A 19,444-nucleotide genomic window follows, 5' to 3' on the forward strand; every position below is an offset into this window, starting at 1 on the left:
GGACGGCACTGCGTCAAGTAGTCGCCCCCTCCCGCAACTGACGTAGTACCGGGTCAGAGCTTCCAGAGTCCGGCGGGCCCCGCCATCGGGCCGCGCCGCAGGTCACCGGCCTGGTTAGCGTCGATCGCGACGCGCCCGCCGGGCGTGGCCCACCGTCCGTACGACCATCCCGTGTCACCCCCGGAGTCGCCCATGAGTTCCGCGGAAGACCGTCTCGACGTGATCGAGACCTGCACCAGGATGCTGTGGTCCGTCGACCTGCGGCAGTGGGAGGCGCTCCCCGCGCTGCTCGCCGAGAAGGTGGCGCTCGACTACACCAGCCTCTTCGGCGGCGAACCGGCCGTGCGCACCCGCACGCAGATCATCGCCGACTGGACGGCGGGTCTCGGCCACCTCAGGGCCACCCAGCACATGATCGGCAACCAGGTCGCCGAGGTGAACGGGGACGCGGCGGTGGTCACCGCGCACTTCCAGGCGACCCATCTGCTGCCCAATCCGCAGGGCGGTGCGACCTGGACGCTCGGCGGCCGCTACCGCTTCGACCTGACCCGCACCCCGGCCGGCTGGCGTATCGCCGGCGTGGTGATGACGGCCCTGTGGGCGGACGGCAACCAGCAGATCATGACCCCGCCGGACGGGCCGCCCGACCCCGTTGACCAGCTCGACCAGCACGCCCAGAAGGAGACGTCATGAGCGAGCTCACCGAACAGACCCGGGACGTCGCCAAGCAGTGGTTCTCCGCTCTCACCGGCGGCGACTTCCCCACCGCGCTCGGCCTCCTCGCCGACGACGTGGAGTGGATCAACTACCGCGTGGTGCCCGGCTACAACGACGACATGAAGTGGATCGGCACCTTCCACACCCGCGACGACGTCGCCGCCAGCGTCGGTGTCTTCGCCGGCCAGTGCGACGTGACCTTCGAGGAGCTCCTCGACCTCGTGGTGGACGGCGACAAGGCCGCCGGGGTCATCCACGAGGTGTCGAAGGTCAAGGCGACCGGCCAGGACTTCGAGATCATCTTCACCCACTGGCTGACCGTCCGCGACGGGAAGATCGTCCGCTGGGAGTCGCACACCGACCCCTCGACGATCATCCGCGCCATCCGCGGCGACGCCCCCGAGAGCGGGGGCTCATGAGCGCCGAACTGATCGCCGCCGTACGGGATCGCCGTACCGACGACGTACGCCGGCTCATCGAGGCCGGCGCCGACCCCTCCACCCGCGACAGCGCCTCCGGACTCACCGTCCTGATGATCGCCGCGGGCCAGGCCGACCCCGCCACCACCGGAGTCCTGATCGACGCCGGGGCCGACGTGCACACCGCCGACACCCGGGCCGGGGCCACCGCCCTGCACAAGGCCTGCCAGGGCGGCGACCTCAAGGTGGCCCAACTCCTGGTCGAGGCAGGGGCGTTCGTGGACGCCGTCGCCCCGACCACCGGGCACACCGCGCTGATGGACGCCCTCTGGTACAAGTACCCCGACCTCGTCGAGTACCTGCTGGAGCGGGGCGCCGGACTCAAGGTCCAGACGCACTACGGCTTCTCCCTGGAGCAGCACTTCGCGTACGAGCTGAACGTCAACACCTTCGGCAAGGACAAGCTCCTGCGCGCCGAGCAGCTGCTCAAGGAGCGCCAGGAGCACGACGCCTCGGCCGTCGAGGCACAGCCCCTGATGGCCGCCGTCGCCGCCGGCGACACCGAGGCGGTGCGTCAACTCCTCGCCGCCGGCGCCGAGGTGGACGCCCGCGCGCCCATGCTCAACGGCTTCAACGACGCCCACACCCCGCTGCTCGTCGCCTCCCGCGACGGCCACGACGAGATCGTCCGGCTGCTGCTGGCCGCGGGCGCCGACATCAACGCCGTCGAACCCTGCTTCGGCGCGGTACCGCTGCACAAGGCCGTCTACAACGGCCACGCCGGCATCACCGCCGACCTGGTCGCCCAGCCCGGCATCGACCTCGGCTTCCAGGGCGCCACCAACGGCTACAGCCCGCTGCACGACGCCCTGTGGCACGGCTACGCCGACTGCGTGACCGTGCTCCTGGACGCGGGCGCCCCGATCGACCTGGTCGGGCACGACGGCAAGACCCCCTTCGACCTGGCCGTCGAGGTCTTCGGCCGGGACGACGCCCTCACCGTGCGGATCGCGGCGCTCGCCGCGGCCTGACCAACTCCCTTAAGGAACCGCCATGTTGTTCTACGTCCAGATGCGCTGGAAGCACGAGGGACGGATCACCCTGGACGAGCTGTGGGAGGTCGAGCGCGAAGAGGCCGAACACGCCCAGGAGACCCTCGACTCCGGGTTCGCCGTCGGCCTGTGGAAGGTCGCCGCCAAGAAGATGGTGATCGGGATCATCGACGCCCCGAACGCCGAGGAACTCGACCGGACCGCGCTGGGCCGGCTGCCGATGCGCGAGTACCTGGAGTTCGAGGAGGTCTGGCCGCTGCGCGACTACCTCGGCTTCGCCGAAGACGTCAAGAAGGCCTACAAGGTCTGACCCTCGCGACCCTCAGGAGGCCGCCATGATCCACCAGTTGATCTTCGCGCACCCCAAACCCGGCATGACCGAGCAGGAGTTCCAGGACTACTGGGTCAACGTCCACGCCGTGCAGTACGCGAGCAAGATCCCGCAGATCAAGAGGTACCTCGTCGACACCCGCGTCCCCTTCGGCCCCGAGCCGGAGGACCCGCTGTGGAGCGGCATAGCGGAGATCTGGCTGGAGAACGACGAGGACCAGCTCGCCTCCCTCCAGACCCCGGAGTTCCTCCAGGGCGCCCGGCTCGACGAGCCCAAGTGGGCCGCGTTCTGGCGGACCGTCGTCCTCGACACCGACGCCCACGTGCTGCGCTCCGGCGAGCACCCGGCACCCGAGGAGGGCGTCAAGCTCGTCCTCCTGGTCAAGCGCACCGAGGGCACCACCGTGGAGGAGTTCCGCGCCGCCAGCCTCGGCGACCACGCCGAACTGGTGCTGCGGGTACCCGGGTTGCGCCGCTATCTCCAGTGCTTCGCCCGGGACGGCGCCTACGCGATCGGCGAGGCCCTCCTGGACGCCGCCTACCTGCTCTCCTTCGACAGCCCGGCCGCGCTGGAGGCGGCCGTCGCCTCGCCGGAGTACGCGAAGGCGAGCGAGAACCTCGTCACCTTCGTCCAGCCGCGCTACCTCCACCAGATGGCGGTCAAGGAGAACTGGATCATCGGCTCCGAATCCGACTGAACGACCCGCGTCCCACGGTTCGCCGGTCGGCGGCGGTTGAATCGCCGCCGACCGGCAGTGACACAGCACCACTTCGAAAGGCACGGACAGTGACCGATTCCCCCACCATGCACGCCGCCGTCATCGACGCCTACGGGCCGCCCGAGGTACTCCGCGTCGCGCGGGTGCCGCGGCCCGAGCCGGGCGACGGCGAGGTGCTCGTCCGGGTCCGTGCCGCGGGCGTCAACGCCATCGACTGGCTCAGCCGGGCCGGCCACGCCGTCCGCGTCGCGCGCTTCCCCGCCGTCCTCGGCTGGGACATCGCCGGCACGGTCGTCGAGACAGGGCCCGGGGCCGGCCGGTTCGCCGTCGGCGACCGGGTGTTCGGCACGGTCGGCTTCCCGCGCCTGGCCGGCGGCTACGCCGAGTACGTGGCCGCCGCGGCCGACGACCTGGCCGAGATCCCCGACCGCCTCGACGACCGCACCGCGGCCGGCGCGGCCATGCCCGCCCTGACCGCCTGGGAATCGGTGCACCTGCACGCCGACATCACAGAGGGCCAACGCGTCCTGGTGCACGGCGGCGCCGGCGGGGTCGGCCACGTCGCCGTCCAACTGGCGGCGCTGGCGGGCGCCGAGGTCAGCGCCACCGCCTCGGCGCACAACCACGACTTCGTCACCTCACTCGGCGCCCGACAGGTCGTCGACTACACCAAGGAGCGGGTCGAGGACCTGGTCAAGGACGTCGACGTGGTCATCGACACGCGCGGCGGCCCCGACTTCGAGCAACTCCTGGCCACACTGCGGCCCGGCGGCCTCATCGTCACCCTCAAGGGCGAACGCCCCGACCACACCCCGCTCCTGCGCAAACACGGCGTCCGCGCCGCCTACACCTATGTCGCCCCCGACGGCACCGCCCTGGACCGGGTCGCCCCGCTGCTCGCCGAGGGGCGGCTGCGGATCGGCATCCAGCAGGCGCTGCCCCTCGACGGCGCGGCCGAGGCGCACCGCATCGGCGAGACGGGCCACGTACGCGGCCGGATCGTCCTCGACGTCGGCTGACTCCCGCACCCGGGGCGCCCCGCGCGCCCCGGGCCCCGCGGGAGGTGCCGGCAGTTCCCCCAACCCCGAAGCGAGACCCGAAGCGAGATCGGAGATCGTGATGAGCACCGACACCGAGAGCGCGACCGCGCCCTCGACGCAGTACCCGCAGGGCAACGTCATCCACCACCCGGCGGGCTCCGGCCCGACCATCTGGTTCGGCGACGCCATCTACACCTTCAAGGCGACCGCCGAGAACACCAACGGCGTGCTGACCCTCGCCGAAGCCTCCGTGCCCCCCGGCAGCGGCCCGCCCCCGCACATCCACCCGCACGCCGACGAGGGCTTCATCATCCTCGGCGGCGAGATCGAGTTCCTCAACGGCACCACCACGTTCATCGCCGAGGAGGGCTCCTTCGTCTACGTGCCGCGCGGCACCCGGCACCGGTTCCGCAACGTCGGCCTGCACGTGGCCCGGCTGATCTTCTTCTTCACCACCGCCGGCATGGAGGGCTTCTTCAACGAGCTCGGTGTCCCCGCGCGCAAGGGCGAGGCCCCGACCCCGTTCAGCGACGCGGACCGGCGGCGGATCGTCGAGGTCGCGCCCAAGTACAACCTCAAGCTCGCACCGTGACCGCGCTGGGAGGCGTGACGACATGAGCACCGTGGAGACCATCCGGTTCCATCTGCGCGAGGGCGTCGAGGACGCCGACTTCCAGGTCCTCAACCGCACGGTCGAGGACGAGTACATGGCCAAGCGTCCGGGCTTCGTGTCCCGGACGACCGCGCGCTCCGCGGACGGCGAGTACCTCGTCACCGTGCACTGGGAGACCGTCGAGGCCGCCGAGGCCACCATCGGCCAGTTCTTCGGCGCCCCCGAGACCCAGGGCTTCCTGGGCGCCGTCGACGTCTCGACGGTGCAGTCGGGCCGCTACGAGCTCGTACCCCACTGACCCACACGCCCTGCGGCGGACGCGAGGAGGTGCGGTGGGCCCATGGCATCACCGACGACATCGGACACACCGACGGCCGCCGTGCGCGCGCTTCGGGCCACGCTGCGGGGCCGCGTCCTGGCCCCCGGCGACCGCGGCTTCGAGGAGGCGTACACGGTCTGGAACGGCGCCGTCCAGGCACGCCCCGCCGTCGTGGCGCGGTGCGCCGACGAGCAGGACGTGGCGCGCGCGATCGACATCGCGCGCCGGCACGGCCTGCGCCCGTCGGTACGGGCCGGCGGACACGACTGGGCCGGCCGGGCCCTGCGCGACGGCGGCCTGCTCATCGACCTGAGCGCGATGCGCTCGGTCGAGGTCGACCTCGCCGCCCGCACCGCGTGGATCGGGGGCGGCACCAAGGCCGGCGACTTCATCGAGCGGACCCGTGCCTTCGGGCTCGCCCCGGTCACCGGCACGGTCAAGGCGGTCGGCATGGCGGGGCTCACCCTGGGCGGCGGCTACGGCCTGCTCGCCGGGGAGCACGGGCTCGCCCTCGACAGCCTCGTCGAGGCACGGGTCGTGCTCGCCGACGGCCGCGCCGTCACGGCGAGCGGCGAGGAACTGAGCGATCTCTTCTGGGCGTTGCGCGGTGGCGGCGGCAACTTCGGTGTCGTCACCGCGCTGCGCTACCGGCTGCACCCCGTCAGCACGGTCTTCGCCGGCCTGCTGCTGTACCCGCTGGACCAGGCGTCCGCCGTACTGGCCCGCTACCGCGAGCTGGTCGCCGACGCCCCGGACGCGCTGACCGTGATGGCCGGGTTCTTCTGCGGTCCCGAAGGCCGGCCGCTGCTGTTCCTGCTGCCGGTGTGCTGCGGCTCGCCGGAGCTGGGCCGCACGGTCATGGACCTGTTCGACGGCATCGGGAAACCGGTCGTCGGCCAGGTGCTGCCCACCGAGTACGCGAGCGTGCTGTCCACCTTCGACCAGGTCGTCGTCGACGGCCGGCACAACGAGGTGGGCACCCGCTGGCTCGAAGGCCCCAGCGAGGAGACGAGCGAGCTGCTGATCGACGCGGCCGCCCGGATCACCTCGCCGTACTCCGGGATCTTCGTGCACCAGTTCCACGGCGCCGCGAGCAAGGTGCCCGTGGCGGACACCGCCTTCGCCCTGCGCCGGGACCACCTGCTCGTGGAGGTCGCGGCGACCTGGGAGCCCTCGGACCGGCCGGGGGAGACGGGGGAGAAGCACCGGGCCTGGGCGCGCGAACTGGAGCAGCAGCTCGACCCGTACGCGCTGCCCGGCGGCTACCCCAACCTGCTCGGCCCGCACGAACACCGGCGCACCCTGGACGGCTTCGGCCCGCACGTCGGCCGACTGCTCGACATCAAGGAGCGCTACGACCCGGACCACGTCTTCAGCGCGGTCGCCGCGCTGGAACCGACCGCCCTCAACCCAGGAGAAGGATCACCGTGACCGAAGAGTCGAGCGTCCCCGAGGGGACGCGGACGGTACGGGACGCGACGCTGGACGTACTGCGCGAGCTGGGCCTGACCACCGTGTTCAGCAACCCGAGCCACACCGAGATGAAGCTGTTCGAGTACTGGCCCGAGGACGAGTTCCGCTTCGTCATGGGCCTTCAGGAAGCCTCCGTGGTCGGCATGGCCGACGGCTACGCGCAGGGCACCGGCGAACCCGCGCTCGTGCTCATCAACGGCGGCCCCGGCGTCGGCAACGCCATGGGCAGCATCTACACGGCCGCCTCGGCGAACACGCCGCTGGTCATACTCGGCGGGCAGCAGGCCCGCAAGATGCTCCTCGGCGACCCCTTCCTGGTCGCCAAGGACGCCACCCAGCTGCCCAAGCCGTACATCAAGTGGGCCGGCGAGCCCGGCCGCCCGCAGGACGTTCCCGCGCTGATCGCGCAGGCCTACCAGATCGCCAAACAGGCCCCGCAGGGACCGGTGTTCGTGGCCGTGCCCGAGGACGACTGGGTACGCCCGGCCGACCCGGAGCCGGTGCGCATCGCGCAGGTCAACAGCGCGGTCGTACCGGACCCCGCGGCCCTCGCGGAGATCGCCGCGGCGCTCGACGGCGCCGAGCGGCCGGGCATCGTGGCCGGCGGCCCGGTGGACGCGCAGGGCGCGCGCCCCGAACTGATCGCGCTGGCCGAGAAGCTGAACGCCCGCGTGTGGGGCGCCCCGGTGTGGAACCGCGGCGCGTTCCCGGAGGACCACCCCCTGTTCGCGGGTGTGCTGCCGCCCATCCCGGAGCTGATCAACGAACGGCTGTCCGCCCAGCACGACGTGGTCGTGGTCCTCGGCGGTCCGGCGTTCACCCTGTTCACGGCCTGGGACCTGTTCTCGACCGCGCCCGCGGACCTGGACAAGACCCCGCGTCCGACGCTCACTTCGGACGTCCGCTTCCTGCACGTCACCGACAACCCGCAGGCGGCCGCCGCGACCCTGGCCAACACCAGTTACGTCGCCCCGCCCGGGGCCGTCGTCAAGGCCCTGGTCCCGCTGGTCGGGCAGCGCGAGCGCGTCGAACTGACGCCGGTGCGCGAGCCGGTGCCGGTGCCGGAGCCCACGACACCGCTCAGCCAGGCGTACCTGTTCCACGTCCTGTCCCAGGAACTGCCCTCCGACGCGGCGCTGTTCGAGGAACTGCCCATCGCCCGCGCCGACTTCCACGAGCAGATCCCGCTCGGCGCCGACAACGGCTACTTCGCCACGGCCAGCGGCGCCCTCGGCTTCCCGTTCGCGGGCGCGGTCGGCTTCGCGCTCGCCCAGCCCGACCGGCGGACCGTCGTCGTGGTCGGCGAGGGCTCCGCGCAGTACACCCTGCACGCCCTGTGGACCGCGGCCCAGCACCAGTTGCCGGTCACCTTCGTGATCCCCGACAACGCCGGGTACCTGTCCCTGAAGTACTACCTCCAGGACCAGAAGTCCTGGCAGAAGGGCTATGACCTCAGCGGCGTCGACATGGCCCAGCTGGCCCGTGGCTTCGGTGTCCGCGGTGAGCGGGTCGAGAGCCCGGAGGGCCTGCGCGAGGCCCTCCACGACGCGCTGACGGCCGAAGGACCGGTCCTGCTGGACGTCGTGGTCGCCGACCCGGGCCTGTTCCGCCTCTGAGCCGGGCCCGCACTTCTGGTACGTGGACGCCTCCCGCCTGAGCGGGAGGCGTCCTGCCGTAGGAGCCGCCCCTCCCACGCACCGGGATGTGTCCGCGAAGTCCCTTCCCCAGAGGGGGTACCCCCAGCCGCGCGACGCCCGGCACGCTCCCACCGGACGCCGCGCGACCCGCCCCCCCGGGGCGGACGACGGGAGTTCGCGGACACGACCCAGCCCACCCCGCCCCGCCGTGGAGGGACACCTCGTCATGCCCGCAACCCCGCCGCCGGACGCCTCACCGCGTCCGCGCCGGCCCGCACCCGGCACCGTCGCCGACGGCACCGACCGATGTCCCGGCAGTCTGCGCTGGGCCGCGGCGGTGGCCAACGCGGACTGGCACATCACCGCGCCCCTGCTGGTGGCGCTCACCGCCGCACTGGGCACCGGGATCGACACGGTGACCACGGCCGTCGGCGCGTACTCCCTGGGCCACGGGCTCGCGCTGCCGTTCTGGGGCCGGGCCGCCGACCGGTACGGCCCCGCCCGGACCCTGCGCACCGGCCTCGCCCTGGCGGCGCTCGCGTCGGCCGGCGGCGCGCTGTGCCGCACGGGCACCGAATGGCTGATGCTCCGCACCGCCGCCGGCGCGGCCTTCGCTGCGGTGACCCCGGCCGTCGCCCTGTACTGCCACGAGGCCGGCGGCCCCGCCGAATCCAGACAGCGCCGCTTCGCCGACGTCATGGCCCTCTCCGCCGGCAGCGCCGTCGCGGCCCCCCTCTACGCCGACGCCACCGAGGCCCTGGCCTCCTGGCGCCTGGTCTTCCTCACGATCGCGGTCCTGTGCGCAGCGGTGGCTTACTCGACCAGAAACCTGCCTCAACTCCCGCACCAGTCACTGAGGTTGACTGCCCGGGACGACCTGCGGGCTCAGGTGGACCCCAGACCCGGCTCCTGGGAAGGCCGTTTCCGCAAGACCCTCTTCCTGATCCTGCTCGTCGGTGCCGCCGAGGGCGCCGTACTGCTCACCCTGCCCTCCCTGCTGGCGCCCGCCCTCGCGGTACGCGGGTCCGGGGCGGCAGGAGGCACCGCGGTCGCCGTGGCCTACGGCGCCAGCGTGCTCGGCGGCAGCGTCCTGCTGCGCCGGGCCGGTGGACGTCGTACGCCCGCCGTTCTGGTCACCACCGGCGGAGCCCTCGGTGTCGCCGCCGCCCTCGCCGCCGCCACCCGGACCACCCCCGTCGTCCTCACCGGCAGCGCGGTGCTCCTCGGGCTGTCCTGGACGCTGCTGCACACCACCCTCCAGACCTGGCTGCCCCGACTGCTGCCGTCCGGCCGACGGGCCACCGCCGCCTCGCTGTTCGCCACCTCAGGGGTGCTGGCCGGCGGCCTGGGCGTGGCCCTGGCCGCACCCCGCCTGCGCGAGGGGCGCGCGCCCGACGTCTTCCTCCTCGCGGCCGTCCTGTGCGCCCTGATGACGTGCGCGCTCGCGGCGTGCGCCCGGCGCTGGACAACCAGCCGCGTGGTACGGCGAGTTGCCGTAGTGCGGTCTGCCACTTCGACCTGTGTGGCACCCGCACCGCTCCCGCCTGGTAGGGATCAAACCCATAAAACTAGACAGGAGTTCGGCAGTTCGCTTGTCCGAATTGAACGCCGAACGAGAGGAACCCCCATGAGCAGGCGCATCCTTGTCGTCCTGTCCGAGTACGGCTACTGGGGCGAGGAACTCATCGGCCCCCTGGAGACCTTCGACAAGGCCGGCTACCACCTCACCTTCGCCACCCCGACCGGCAAGCGGCCGGTGGCCCTGCCGCCGAGCTACGACCCCGACTTCGTCGACCCGCCGCTGGGCCGCTCCGTCACCACCCCGGAGATGGCGGCCAAGGTCAAGGCCGTCGAGGCCTCCGACCGCCTCGACAACCCGCTCGACCTGTCGTCCTGGCTCCCGGAGCGCCCCTACCGCTCCAAGCCGTACTTCCTGCGCGAGTACGAGTCGTACAACACCCGCCTGGAGAAGGTCCAGGAGCAGGTCGCCGACCGCTACGACGCGCTGCTCGTCGTCGGCGGCAGCGGCCCGATCGTCGACCTCGCCAACAACTGGCGGGTGCACGACCTGATCCTCGCCTTCTACTACCTCGACCGCCCCATCGCCGCCGAGTGCTACGGCGTCACCTGCCTCGCCTTCGCCCGTGACCAGCGCGACCGCGAGAGCATCATCCGCGGCAAGCACGTCACCGGCCACTGCATCGAGTACGACTGGCAGGACGGCACCGGATTCGTCGGCACCGACTTCAACATGGGCCCGCCGCCGTACCCGCTGGAGTACATCCTGCGCGACGCCACCGCACCCGGCGGCGCCTACCACGGCAACTTCGGCCGGACCACCTCCGTCATCGTCGACTACCCCTTCATCACCGGGCGTTCGACCCCCGACTCCTACCTCACCGGCCAGAAGACCGTCGAGGTCCTCGACCAGGGCCTGCGCCAGTGGGGCTTCAAGGCCACCGCGTAACCGCCCACCCCCTGACGGACGGAGAGACGATGGACAGCAGGCCGGCCCGGGCGGCGTTCCTGGAGCAACTGGTCGCCGACGGGGTGCCGTACATGTTCGGCAACCCCGGCACGGTCGAGCAGGGCTTCCTGGACGAACTGCGCCACTTCCCGGGCCTCGAGTACGTGCTGACCCTGCAGGAGTCCGTGGCCGTGGGCATGGCCGACGGCTACGCCCGGGCCACCCGCCGGCCGACCCTCGTCCAGCTCCACTCCGGAGTGGGCCTCGGCAACGGCATCGGCATGCTGTACCAGGCCATGCGGGGCCACGCCCCGCTGGTCGTCGTGGTCGGCGAGGCGGGCCTGCGCTACGAGGCCATGGAGGCGCAGATGGCCGCGGACCTGGTCGGCATGGCCAGGCCCGTCACCAAGTGGGCGACCCGCGTGGTCGACCCCGACTCCACACTGCGGGTGCTGCGCCGGGCCTTCAAGGTCGCCGGCACCCCGCCGTACGGTCCGGTCCTGGTGGTGCTGCCCGCCGACGTGATGGACCGGCACACGAGCGAGGAAGCGGTGCCGGTGGTGTATCCCGACACCGCTTCCGCACCACGTCCCGAGCAGATCGCCCACGCCGCCGTGCTGCTGTCCGGCGCCCGGCGGCCGATCGTGATCGCCGGGGACGGGGTCCACTTCGCCGGGGCCCAGCAGGAGCTGGCCCGGCTGGCCGAGGTGTGGGGCGCGGAGGTGTGGGGCGCGGACTGGGCAGAGGTGAACCTGTCCGTGGAACACCCCGCGTATGCCGGCCAGCTGGGTCATATGTTCGGCGAGAGCAGCCGCCGGGTCACGGGCGCGGCGGACGCGGTCCTGCTGTGCGGGACGTACGCGCTGCCCGAGGTCTTCCCGGCCCTGGAGGGGGTGTTCGGCAAGGGGGTCCCGGTCGTGCACATCGACCTGGACACCGACGCCATCGGCAAGAACCACCCCGTCGACCTGGGCCTCGCGGCCGACCCCAAGCGCACCCTGGCGCTGCTCGCCGGCGCGCTCGACGAGCGGATGAGCGACACGGAGCGCGAGGCGGCGGGCGAGCGGCTGCGCGTGGGCGCCGCCGAACGCGCCCGCGTCCGGGCGGAGTCGGCGGCCCACCTGCGGGACAACGCCGCCGCGCAGGACCTGCCGCACATCGCCTTCGCCGAGGAACTGGCGGCCCAACTGCCCGCGGACGCCGTGCTGTTCGACGAGTCGCTGACCGCCGGACCCGCGCTCTTCGGTCCGCTGCCGGCGGCCGTGCCCGGGCACTGGCACCAGACCCGCGGCGGCTCCCTCGGCGTCGGCATCCCCGGCGCGCTGGGCGCCCAACTCGCCCATCCCGACCGCACGGTGGTGGGATTCACCGGCGACGGCGGCAGCATGTACACCTTCCAGGCACTGTGGACGGCGGCCCGGCACAACATCGGCGCGAAGCTCGTGATCTGCAACAACAGCAGCTACAAGCTCCTTGAGGACAACATCGAGCAGTACTGGCGGGAGCAGGACATCCCCGCCCACGCGCAGCCGGAGATCTTCGACCTCTCCCACCCCGCCATCGACTTCGGCGCGCTGTCGAGGTCGCTCGGCGTGCCCGCGGTGCGGGTGGAGAAGCCGAGCCAGGTCGCGGGAGCGGTGGCCGACGCGCTGGCGCACCCCGGCCCGTTCCTGATCGATCTGGTGACCGGTCGAGGGAAGGGGCAGTAGCCGTGCGTCTGTCGGGGCACAAGATCGCCGTACTGATGGAGAGCGACTTCTACGAGCCCGAGATCCTCTACTACCAGCGCCGGTTCCCGGAGGAGGGCGCGGAGGTCCACTTCCTGACCCGGCTGTGGGGCGCGGAGCGGATCACCTTCCACGGGCACGAGCACCGGATGCCGTTCACGGTGACCGAATCGTTCGAGGACATCGACGAGTTCGCGCTCAAGGAGTTCAGCGCCGTCATCGTGCCCTCGGGCATCGTGGCCGACCGGCTGCGCTACACCGAGGACCCCGAGCAACTGCCGCCCGCCGCACAGTTCCTGCGGCGCGCGTTCGCCGACCCGGTCATCGTCAAGGGGATCATCTGCCACGGCATGTGGCTGGCGGCCCCGGTGCCCGGCCTGGTGCGCGGCCGGCGCGCGGTGGTGCACAACAACCTGCTCGGCGACCTGCGCAACATGGACGGGATCTACGTGGACCAGGACGTGGTCGTCGACGACGACCTGGTCACCGGGCGCACCGGCGAGCACTGCCACCTGTTCGCCCGCACCATCATCGAGCTGCTCGCCAGCCATCCGCGGGGCCTTCCGGCCTCGTCCTGGACGACCCCGAGGCTGACCGGGCAGCCCCCCGCGGCGGCGCTCCCGTGACCGCGCCGCCGCACCGGGCCGCCCGCGAACCGGCGACCGGGCACCGCAGTCCGGCGGTTCCTCCCCCCGCCCCGGTGCCCGGCCCGCGGCCCCCCTCCTCGCGGGCGGCCCGTCCTTCCTTCCGCCGGAGACACCCGTGACCGGGTCACCGGCGGGGGAGTACCCCCCACCGGACCACGTCCAGCCGCACCACACGTCCGCCGCACCCCCGGTTCACGGGTGCGGCGGCGACGCCTGGAAGAGCGACGGGGGGAGTACGTCGATGAGTTCCGGTGGGGAGGAACGCGGGGCCGTCGCGGTGACGCCCCCGCCGCGGACCGCGTCAGCCGTGCCGTTCCTGGGCCTGGGCCAGGGACTGGGCCGGGTCGTAGGTCATCGGCATGCCCGAGGCCTGGAGCGCGTGGTCGTAGGCCTCAAGGGCCTCCTTCGAGCGGCCCTGGCGCTTCCATACGTCGCCGATGTGCCGCCACTCCTGGGCCGTCTCGTACGACGCGGTGAAGTGCCGCAGCTGACGTGTCGCCGCGTGCAGGGCCTGCAGCCCCTGGTCGGCGTCCCCGCGCAGCAGGTGGATCTCGGCCAGCCGGACCCGTGCCCCGACCGCCTCCACCCGTGGACCCGAACTCATCAGGCCCAGCGCGCGCCGGGCGTGGTCGGCGGCCTCGTCCCAGCGCCCCAGCTGCATGTTGGCGTCCACCAGGCAGATCTCGCACCGGCCCTGCTCGACGGCGGTGCCGAACTGCGCGAGGGTCTCGCCGGCGTCGTCCAGCAACTGCTTGGCGCGGGCCGGGTCGGGGTTGCCGGACTGGAGCTCCAGCCAGGCGACGTTGACCTTGAGCATCGCCACGTGCCGCAGATTGTCGTCGTCGGCCATCATCGCCAGCGCCCGCTCGGTCAGCGCCAGCGCCTCGGGCAGCTGCCGGCGGGAGACGGCGACCAGTCCCGCGTTCCAGTACACCGCGCCCCGGCCGGTCCGCCCGCCGTGCTCCTCCGCGACCGGGATCAGCTTCTGGGCGAGCAGATGGGCCCGGGTGATGTCACCGCGCATCAGGTACGACGCGATGAGGGTCGAGCCGACCTGGATGTGGTCCACGGTGACGTCGAGACCGAGGGAGTCCAGTGTCGCGAGCGCCCGCTCGCAGATCTCGATGCTGAGCGTGACGTCGCCCATGGTCCGGTAGCAGCGGCCGAGGGCGACCGACACCCGGCACCACTCGTCCGAACCGGCCGCGAGAGACGGGTCCTTGACGAGATCCTCGAGGACGGGGATCGCGGCCTCGACGCGGTCCAGTTTCTCCAGCGCGGTCGCCTGCCCGATGCGGGCCCGCAGTCGCATCGCCGCGTCGACGAGCCCGGGCTTCGACAGGAGTTCGCCGAACGCCTGGAGCGCTTCTCCGTTGTCGCCGTTGCGCAAGGCCATTTCGGCGAAAGAGAGCCTGAGTCGGGCGTCTTCGGTTGCGTGGTCGTCGCGGCCGGTGCGCAGATGATCCGCGGAACAGCCGAGTTTCCGGGCCAATGTGGTGAGCACGGCATCCGAGGGAGCCCTTTTGCCCGATTCGATGAGCGAGATGTAGCTCGCGGAGATATCCGTGGAGGCCAGATCCTGCTGCTTCAGGCCGAGCTCGACCCGAAGGTCTCGGATGCGCCTGCCCACCTGGACCGGAGATACGTCTTCGACATGATCCATTTGGCTTCCCAGGGTGAGCACATGACTTGAGATGTCATAGATCACAATACCAGCATGACTGAGGCACGCCAATGGGTGGGGCGGACCTCATCCCGCCGATGGCCCAAAATGCGGTGTTCCAGCGGATGACCTTACGGCGGCGGAGAGGAAATGGAAATTCCGGTTCTGCCTGTCGTTTCTTTGTAAAGCCGCTCTTGACTTGATCTGTAATTCACGCTTGACTGTCGTTGTAAAGAAAAGAAAGCGGGAGAGGAGAGAAAAGTGATTCCGAAACACGTCATATTGCTTGTGGCAATGCTGCTGGTTGCCGGCCTCGCCGCCTCCGGTCTCTATGTCGCGGCAGGTGAGCCGTCGAAGGAACCGGTCAAGCAGTCCATGCAGAACGGTCCGAACGGCTGCTGCTGAGGCCGTCGGGTCGAAGCGGGACGGCCGTTGGGGAATATTCCGTCCCGTTCCGTCCCTCGCCGAGTCAGTCCCCGGTGAGTGGGAAATGGCAGACGACCGACCGACCGCCGTCCGCCGGCGTCCGGACCACCGCGGGGAATTCCCGTTCACAGCGCGACCGTTGACTCGGCTCCAGTGACTCGAACACCGGGCAGCGTGGCCTGAACCGACATCCCGTACCGCTGTCGCCGGCAGCGGGCGGATCGCCGCGCAGCACCGTCGCCGAACGAACTCGCGCCACCGCGGGATCCGGCACCGGAACCGCGTCCAGCAAGGCTTTGGTGTACGGATGACAGGGTTGTCCGAACACCTCGTCCACCGTGCCGGTCTCGACGACGCGACCGGCATACATGACCGCGACCCGGTCGGCGATCTGCCGGACCATGGCGAGGTCGTGCGAGACGAACAGGCACGAGGGGCCAGGGTCCTCCTTCAGCCGGCGCAGCAGATCGAGGATCCCGGCCCGCACGGACACGTCGAGCGCGGACACCGGCTCGTCGAGCAACAGCAACCGCGGTTCCACGGCCAACGCCCGGGCGATGGCGATGCGTTGACGCTGCCCACCGGAGTACCGGTGCGGGAGGGCAGCGGCGTCGTCCGGGCGCAGGCCGACCAGCCGCAGCACCTCCGGCACCCGCGCGGCGATCCGCTCGGCCGGCGCCCGCTGCACCAGCAGCGGCTCGGCGACGATGTCGCCCACCGTCATCCGCGGATCCAGGCTCGCCATCGGATCCTGGAACACGATCTGCAGCGCGCCCCGCAACCGCCGCTCCGCGTCCCGGGAGAGCGTGCCGGTGTCCTGCCCGAGGACCTCGATGGTGCCCTGACGCGGCGCCTTGAGCGAGATCACCTCCAGCAGGGTGGTGGACTTCCCGCACCCGGACTCGCCCACCAGGCCCAGCGTCTCGCCCCGGCGCACCTCCAGGTCCACCCCCTCCAGAGCCCGGACCTCACGCCTGCCGCGCCGTCGCCGACCGCCGGCCCCGGCCACCGGGAACGACTTGACCAGCCCTCGTATCCGCAGCACCGGTTCCGCCACGCCCCGCGCCACCGCCGCGCGCACGGGCACCGACGGCGGGAACAGCTCCGCGGCCCCGAGCCGCACGGCCTCCTCACTGCGCCGACAGGCGACCAGGTGCCGTGCGTCGAGGGGCGGTTGCCGTTCCTGGTCGGGCAGGCGCGGTTCGGCACCCGCCAAAGCCGCCTCGGCGTCGGCCGGTTGACCCTCCCCACCTGCCACATCACCCTCGTGGCAGACAAGTTCCGGCTCGTACGTCCGGCACTCCGGCTCGGCCAGCGGGCAGCGCGGCGCGAAGGTGCAGCCGGGATCCCGGTCCCCCGGGGCAGGCGGAGCACCCGGCATCGGAGTCGGCGGGACATCCCGGTCGAGCCGGGGCACGGACCCGATCAGCCCCGCGGTGTACGGCATCCCGGGCCGCGCGAACAGCTCCCGCGTGCGGCCGTACTCCACCACCCGCCCGCCGTACATCACCGCCACCCGGTCCGCCGTGCCGGCCAGCACCCCCAGGTCGTGGCTGATCAGCAGCAGTGCCGCGCCCGTCTCGCGGCGCGCGGTGACCAGCGCCTGGAGCACCTGCGCCTGGACCGTGACGTCGAGCGCGCTGGTGGGCTCGTCGGCGACGATGACGTCCGGGCGGTTGGCCATCGCCATCGCGATCATCGCCCGTTGCCGGGTGCCGCCGGACAGCTGGTGCGGATAGGAGTCGGCGACCCGGCCCGGTTCCGGCACCCCGACCGCGTCCAGCAGCTCCGCCGCCGCCCGGCGGGCCGACTCCCGCCCCGGACGCGGGCGTTGGTGGATGCGCAGGGCCTCGCCTATCTGGTCGCCGATCCGGTGCACCGGGGTGAAGGCGGCCAGTGCGTCCTGGAAGACCATCGCGATGTGCCGGCCCCGCAGATGGGCCAGGTCGCGCACCGGCAGCCCCACGAGCTCGCGCCCCAACAGCCGTACGGACCCGGTCGCTTCGAGTCCCGGCGGGCACAACCCCAGCAGGGCCAGGGCGGTGAGGCTCTTGCCGGCCCCCGATTCGCCCGCCAGGCCCAGTACTTCGCCCCGGCGCAGCAGCAGATCGACGCCCCGCACCAGGGGCAGGGCGGGGGAGCGCCGCGAGGCCGGCCGCCCGACGCGCAGTCCGCGCGCCTCCAGCAGCACTTCTCTCGCGGCCTCCGCGGAACCCGGCCCCGTCATGCTCTGCCCACCGCCGGACCGCTCTCCGCGGAGGCGGAACCGACCCCGGTCGCCGCGCCCTCCACCCCCGCGCCTCCCGCACCCGCCGTACCCGCCGACCCGGCCGGGTCGAACGCGTCCCGCAGCCCCTCGCCGACCAGATGACAGGCCAGGACCAGCAGCACAAGGAGTCCGACCGGGAAGAAGAACATCCACGGATACGTCGTCGGCACGTCCGAGGAGTCGGCGATCAGCGTGCCCAGCGAGACGTCGGGAGGCTGCACGCCGAAACCGACGTACGAAAGACCCGTCTCGCTGATCACCGCACCCGCCACCGCGACCGTGCCACTGGTGGTGAGGAAGGACACCAGGTGCGGCAGGATGTGCCGACGCACCACAGCGACCGGCCCGAGGCCCATGTACCGTGCCGCCAGCACGAACTGACGCTCCTTCAGGGAGCGGGTCATGGCACGCACCGCGCGGGCGGTGACCATCCAGCCGAACGCCGCGAGCAGTCCGCCGTAGCCGAGCCAGCCCAGGGACCGCAGCCGGGGCGCGGCGACCACCAGGACCAGGAACGCCGGGACCACCAGCATCAGGTCGACGAGGAACATCAGCACCCGGTCCGGCCAGCCGCCCAGATAACCGGCGCACACGCCGACGACCGTCCCGCCCGCCGTCGAGACGACGGCCACCAAGAACCCGATGAGCAGCGACTTCTGCAGTCCGCGCACGCACTGCGCGAAGACGTCCTGGCCTATCCGGTTGGTGCCGAACCAGTGCCCGGCGCCGGGCGGCTCGCGCAGCGCCGAGTAGTCGACGGTGGCGTACGGCCAGCGGGAGAACGCCGGTCCGGCGAAGGCGAGCAGCAGCAGCGCGCACAGCAGTGCCGCCCCCGCGACCGCCGAGGGAGAGCGGGACAGCCGCCGCAGCCGGGCGCTACGCGGGTAGCTCATGCGAATCTGACCCGGGGATCGAGCGCCGCGTGCAGCAGGTCCGCGCACAGTCCGGCCAGCAGGACGAGCACCGCGCCGAACACCTCGATGGCGACCACGGCGTTCACGTCGCCCCTCTGCACGGAGTCGAGGAACCAACTGCCCATGCCGTGCCAGCCGTAGATCTTCTCCGTGAACACCGCGCCGGTGAACATCGTCACGAACCCGAACGCGAAGACGGTGGTCAGCGGGATCAGCGAGGTGCGCAACCCGTGCCGCAGCAGGGCGCGTCCCGGTGTGAGTCCCTTGGCCTGGGCGGTGCGCAGATGTTCCGCGGCGAGCACGTCGAGGGTCGCCCCGCGCTGGTAGCGGCTGTAGAGGGCGACCGCGCCGAGGGAGACGGAGAGGGTGGGCAGGACCAAGTGCGCTGCCATGTCCCGCAGTTGGACCAGGGGACCGCCGTCGAGGCCAGGGGTGCTTTCGCCGGTGTAGCGGATCACGCTGCGGCCCGTCGCGTCGTTGACCGCGATCGCGCCGGTCTGGAGCAACAGCCCGAGCACGAACGGCGGCACCGACAGCACCGTGAACGACAGCAGCGTCAGTCCCCGGTCCGGCAGCCGGCCGCGCCGCACGGCCGCCCACACGCCGGCGAGCACCCCCAGCGCCGTGCCGGTCACCGTGCCCACCAGCAGCAGCCGGGCCGTCACCCCCACCCGGCGGCCGAACTCGGCGGTCACGGACGTCCCGTCGAGCGTGCGCCCCAGATCTCCGTGCAGGGCCCGCCACGACCAGTGCCCGAACCGCTCGACCACCGGCGTCCGCCGGTCCAGGCCGAGTTCGGCCAACCGCTGGTCGACCACCCGCTGCGGCGGAGGAGGTGTGCGCTCCTCGAAGTACGCGCGTGGGTCAAGGGCTGCCGAGGAAAGCAAATAGCAAAGGAAAGTTGACGTGACGAGCAATAAACAGTAGTTCGCCAGACGTTTTGACAGCATCGCCCACAATGCGACTCCCCCCGCGGCGCTTCACGGCCTTGACATGAGCCAATGTTAAACTT

18 protein-coding genes and 1 pseudogene are annotated in these 19,444 nt (G+C 71.9%); 15 read left to right on the forward strand and 4 right to left on the reverse strand.

The window, feature by feature from the left end; translation table 11 throughout:
* Positions 1–192 precede the first annotated feature (192 nt).
* The 14 genes and pseudogenes from ACIP6U_RS39870 to ACIP6U_RS39935 all read left to right on the forward strand — a co-directional run bounded on the left by ACIP6U_RS39870 (position 193) and on the right by ACIP6U_RS39935 (position 13,139).
* The gene (locus tag ACIP6U_RS39870; protein ID WP_401727637.1) at positions 193–693 is read left to right on the forward strand and encodes a nuclear transport factor 2 family protein; all 501 of its coding nucleotides are present in this window, start codon (positions 193–195) and stop codon (positions 691–693) included.
* On the forward strand, positions 690–1,136 hold the full coding sequence (locus ACIP6U_RS39875; protein WP_124002649.1) for a nuclear transport factor 2 family protein: 447 nt from the start codon (positions 690–692) through the stop codon (positions 1,134–1,136). The genes ACIP6U_RS39870 and ACIP6U_RS39875 overlap by 4 nt, the downstream gene beginning before the upstream one ends.
* Positions 1,133–2,167, forward strand: coding sequence for an ankyrin repeat domain-containing protein (locus ACIP6U_RS39880; protein WP_401727638.1), 1,035 nt, complete (start codon positions 1,133–1,135; stop codon positions 2,165–2,167). The genes ACIP6U_RS39875 and ACIP6U_RS39880 overlap by 4 nt, the downstream gene beginning before the upstream one ends.
* Before the next feature lie 22 nt (positions 2,168–2,189).
* Positions 2,190–2,498, forward strand: coding sequence for a muconolactone Delta-isomerase family protein (locus ACIP6U_RS39885; protein WP_124002651.1), 309 nt, complete (start codon positions 2,190–2,192; stop codon positions 2,496–2,498).
* 25 nt (positions 2,499–2,523) lie between these two features.
* Complete coding sequence (locus tag ACIP6U_RS39890) at positions 2,524–3,216, forward strand: EthD domain-containing protein (RefSeq protein WP_401727640.1); 693 nt, start codon at positions 2,524–2,526, stop codon at positions 3,214–3,216.
* An 89-nt stretch (positions 3,217–3,305) separates the two neighbouring features.
* Complete coding sequence (locus ACIP6U_RS39895) at positions 3,306–4,256, forward strand: NADP-dependent oxidoreductase (RefSeq protein WP_401727641.1); 951 nt, start codon at positions 3,306–3,308, stop codon at positions 4,254–4,256.
* A 100-nt stretch (positions 4,257–4,356) separates the two neighbouring features.
* Positions 4,357–4,869 carry a cupin domain-containing protein gene (locus tag ACIP6U_RS39900; protein ID WP_401727642.1) on the forward strand — a complete coding sequence of 171 codons (513 nt, stop codon included), beginning with the start codon at positions 4,357–4,359 and terminating at the stop codon, positions 4,867–4,869.
* Between the two features lie 22 nt (positions 4,870–4,891).
* Complete coding sequence (locus ACIP6U_RS39905) at positions 4,892–5,188, forward strand: antibiotic biosynthesis monooxygenase family protein (RefSeq protein ID WP_401727643.1); 297 nt, start codon at positions 4,892–4,894, stop codon at positions 5,186–5,188.
* A gap of 42 nt (positions 5,189–5,230) precedes the next feature.
* Entirely contained in the window at positions 5,231–6,640 is a 1,410-nt protein-coding gene (locus ACIP6U_RS39910; protein ID WP_401727644.1) for an FAD-binding oxidoreductase, read from the forward strand.
* Positions 6,637–8,298: a benzoylformate decarboxylase gene (gene mdlC / locus ACIP6U_RS39915; RefSeq protein WP_401727646.1), complete on the forward strand. Its 1,662-nt coding sequence runs from the start codon at positions 6,637–6,639 to the stop codon at positions 8,296–8,298. Before ACIP6U_RS39910 ends, mdlC begins: the two co-directional genes overlap by 4 nt.
* A 247-nt stretch (positions 8,299–8,545) precedes the next feature.
* Positions 8,546–9,658: pseudogene (locus ACIP6U_RS39920) on the forward strand (MFS transporter); the annotation flags it as partial.
* 288 nt (positions 9,659–9,946) lie between these two features.
* Positions 9,947–10,786, forward strand: a complete 840-nt coding sequence (locus ACIP6U_RS39925; protein WP_124003005.1) for a type 1 glutamine amidotransferase domain-containing protein — start codon at positions 9,947–9,949, stop codon at positions 10,784–10,786.
* A 29-nt stretch (positions 10,787–10,815) separates the two neighbouring features.
* Positions 10,816–12,495, forward strand: coding sequence for a thiamine pyrophosphate-binding protein (locus ACIP6U_RS39930; RefSeq protein ID WP_401727648.1), 1,680 nt, complete (start codon positions 10,816–10,818; stop codon positions 12,493–12,495).
* Positions 12,496–12,497: 2 nt separating this feature from the next.
* Positions 12,498–13,139, forward strand: a complete 642-nt coding sequence (locus tag ACIP6U_RS39935) for a DJ-1/PfpI family protein (protein ID WP_401727649.1) — start codon at positions 12,498–12,500, stop codon at positions 13,137–13,139.
* Between the two features lie 322 nt (positions 13,140–13,461).
* Here ACIP6U_RS39935 and ACIP6U_RS39940 read toward each other — a convergent pair whose 3' ends face one another.
* Positions 13,462–14,823: a helix-turn-helix domain-containing protein gene (locus ACIP6U_RS39940; RefSeq protein WP_401727650.1), complete on the reverse strand. Its 1,362-nt coding sequence runs from the start codon at positions 14,821–14,823 to the stop codon at positions 13,462–13,464.
* A 261-nt stretch (positions 14,824–15,084) separates the two neighbouring features.
* Between ACIP6U_RS39940 and ACIP6U_RS39945 the strand changes: the two genes are divergently transcribed.
* Entirely contained in the window at positions 15,085–15,228 is a 144-nt protein-coding gene (locus tag ACIP6U_RS39945; protein WP_185146347.1) for a hypothetical protein, read from the forward strand.
* Positions 15,229–15,292: 64 nt separating this feature from the next.
* On the opposite strand, the gene ACIP6U_RS39950 is transcribed toward ACIP6U_RS39945, so the two are convergent.
* The 3 genes from ACIP6U_RS39950 to ACIP6U_RS39960 are packed head-to-tail and all read right to left on the reverse strand — an operon-like array spanning position 15,293 to position 19,382.
* On the reverse strand, positions 15,293–17,476 hold the full coding sequence (locus ACIP6U_RS39950) for a dipeptide ABC transporter ATP-binding protein (protein ID WP_401727651.1): 2,184 nt from the start codon (positions 17,474–17,476) through the stop codon (positions 15,293–15,295).
* The gene (locus tag ACIP6U_RS39955) at positions 17,473–18,411 is read right to left on the reverse strand and encodes an ABC transporter permease (RefSeq protein WP_401727653.1); all 939 of its coding nucleotides are present in this window, start codon (positions 18,409–18,411) and stop codon (positions 17,473–17,475) included. Before ACIP6U_RS39955 ends, ACIP6U_RS39950 begins: the two co-directional genes overlap by 4 nt.
* Positions 18,408–19,382 (reverse strand): ABC transporter permease, encoded by a 975-nt coding sequence (locus ACIP6U_RS39960; RefSeq protein ID WP_401727672.1) that lies wholly within the window; start codon positions 19,380–19,382, stop codon positions 18,408–18,410. Before ACIP6U_RS39960 ends, ACIP6U_RS39955 begins: the two co-directional genes overlap by 4 nt.
* Positions 19,383–19,444: the final 62 nt, after the last annotated feature.

The sequence above is a fragment of the Streptomyces sp. NPDC088794 genome (assembly GCF_044750545.1).
Taxonomy (GTDB): Bacteria; Actinomycetota; Actinomycetes; order Streptomycetales; family Streptomycetaceae; genus Streptomyces.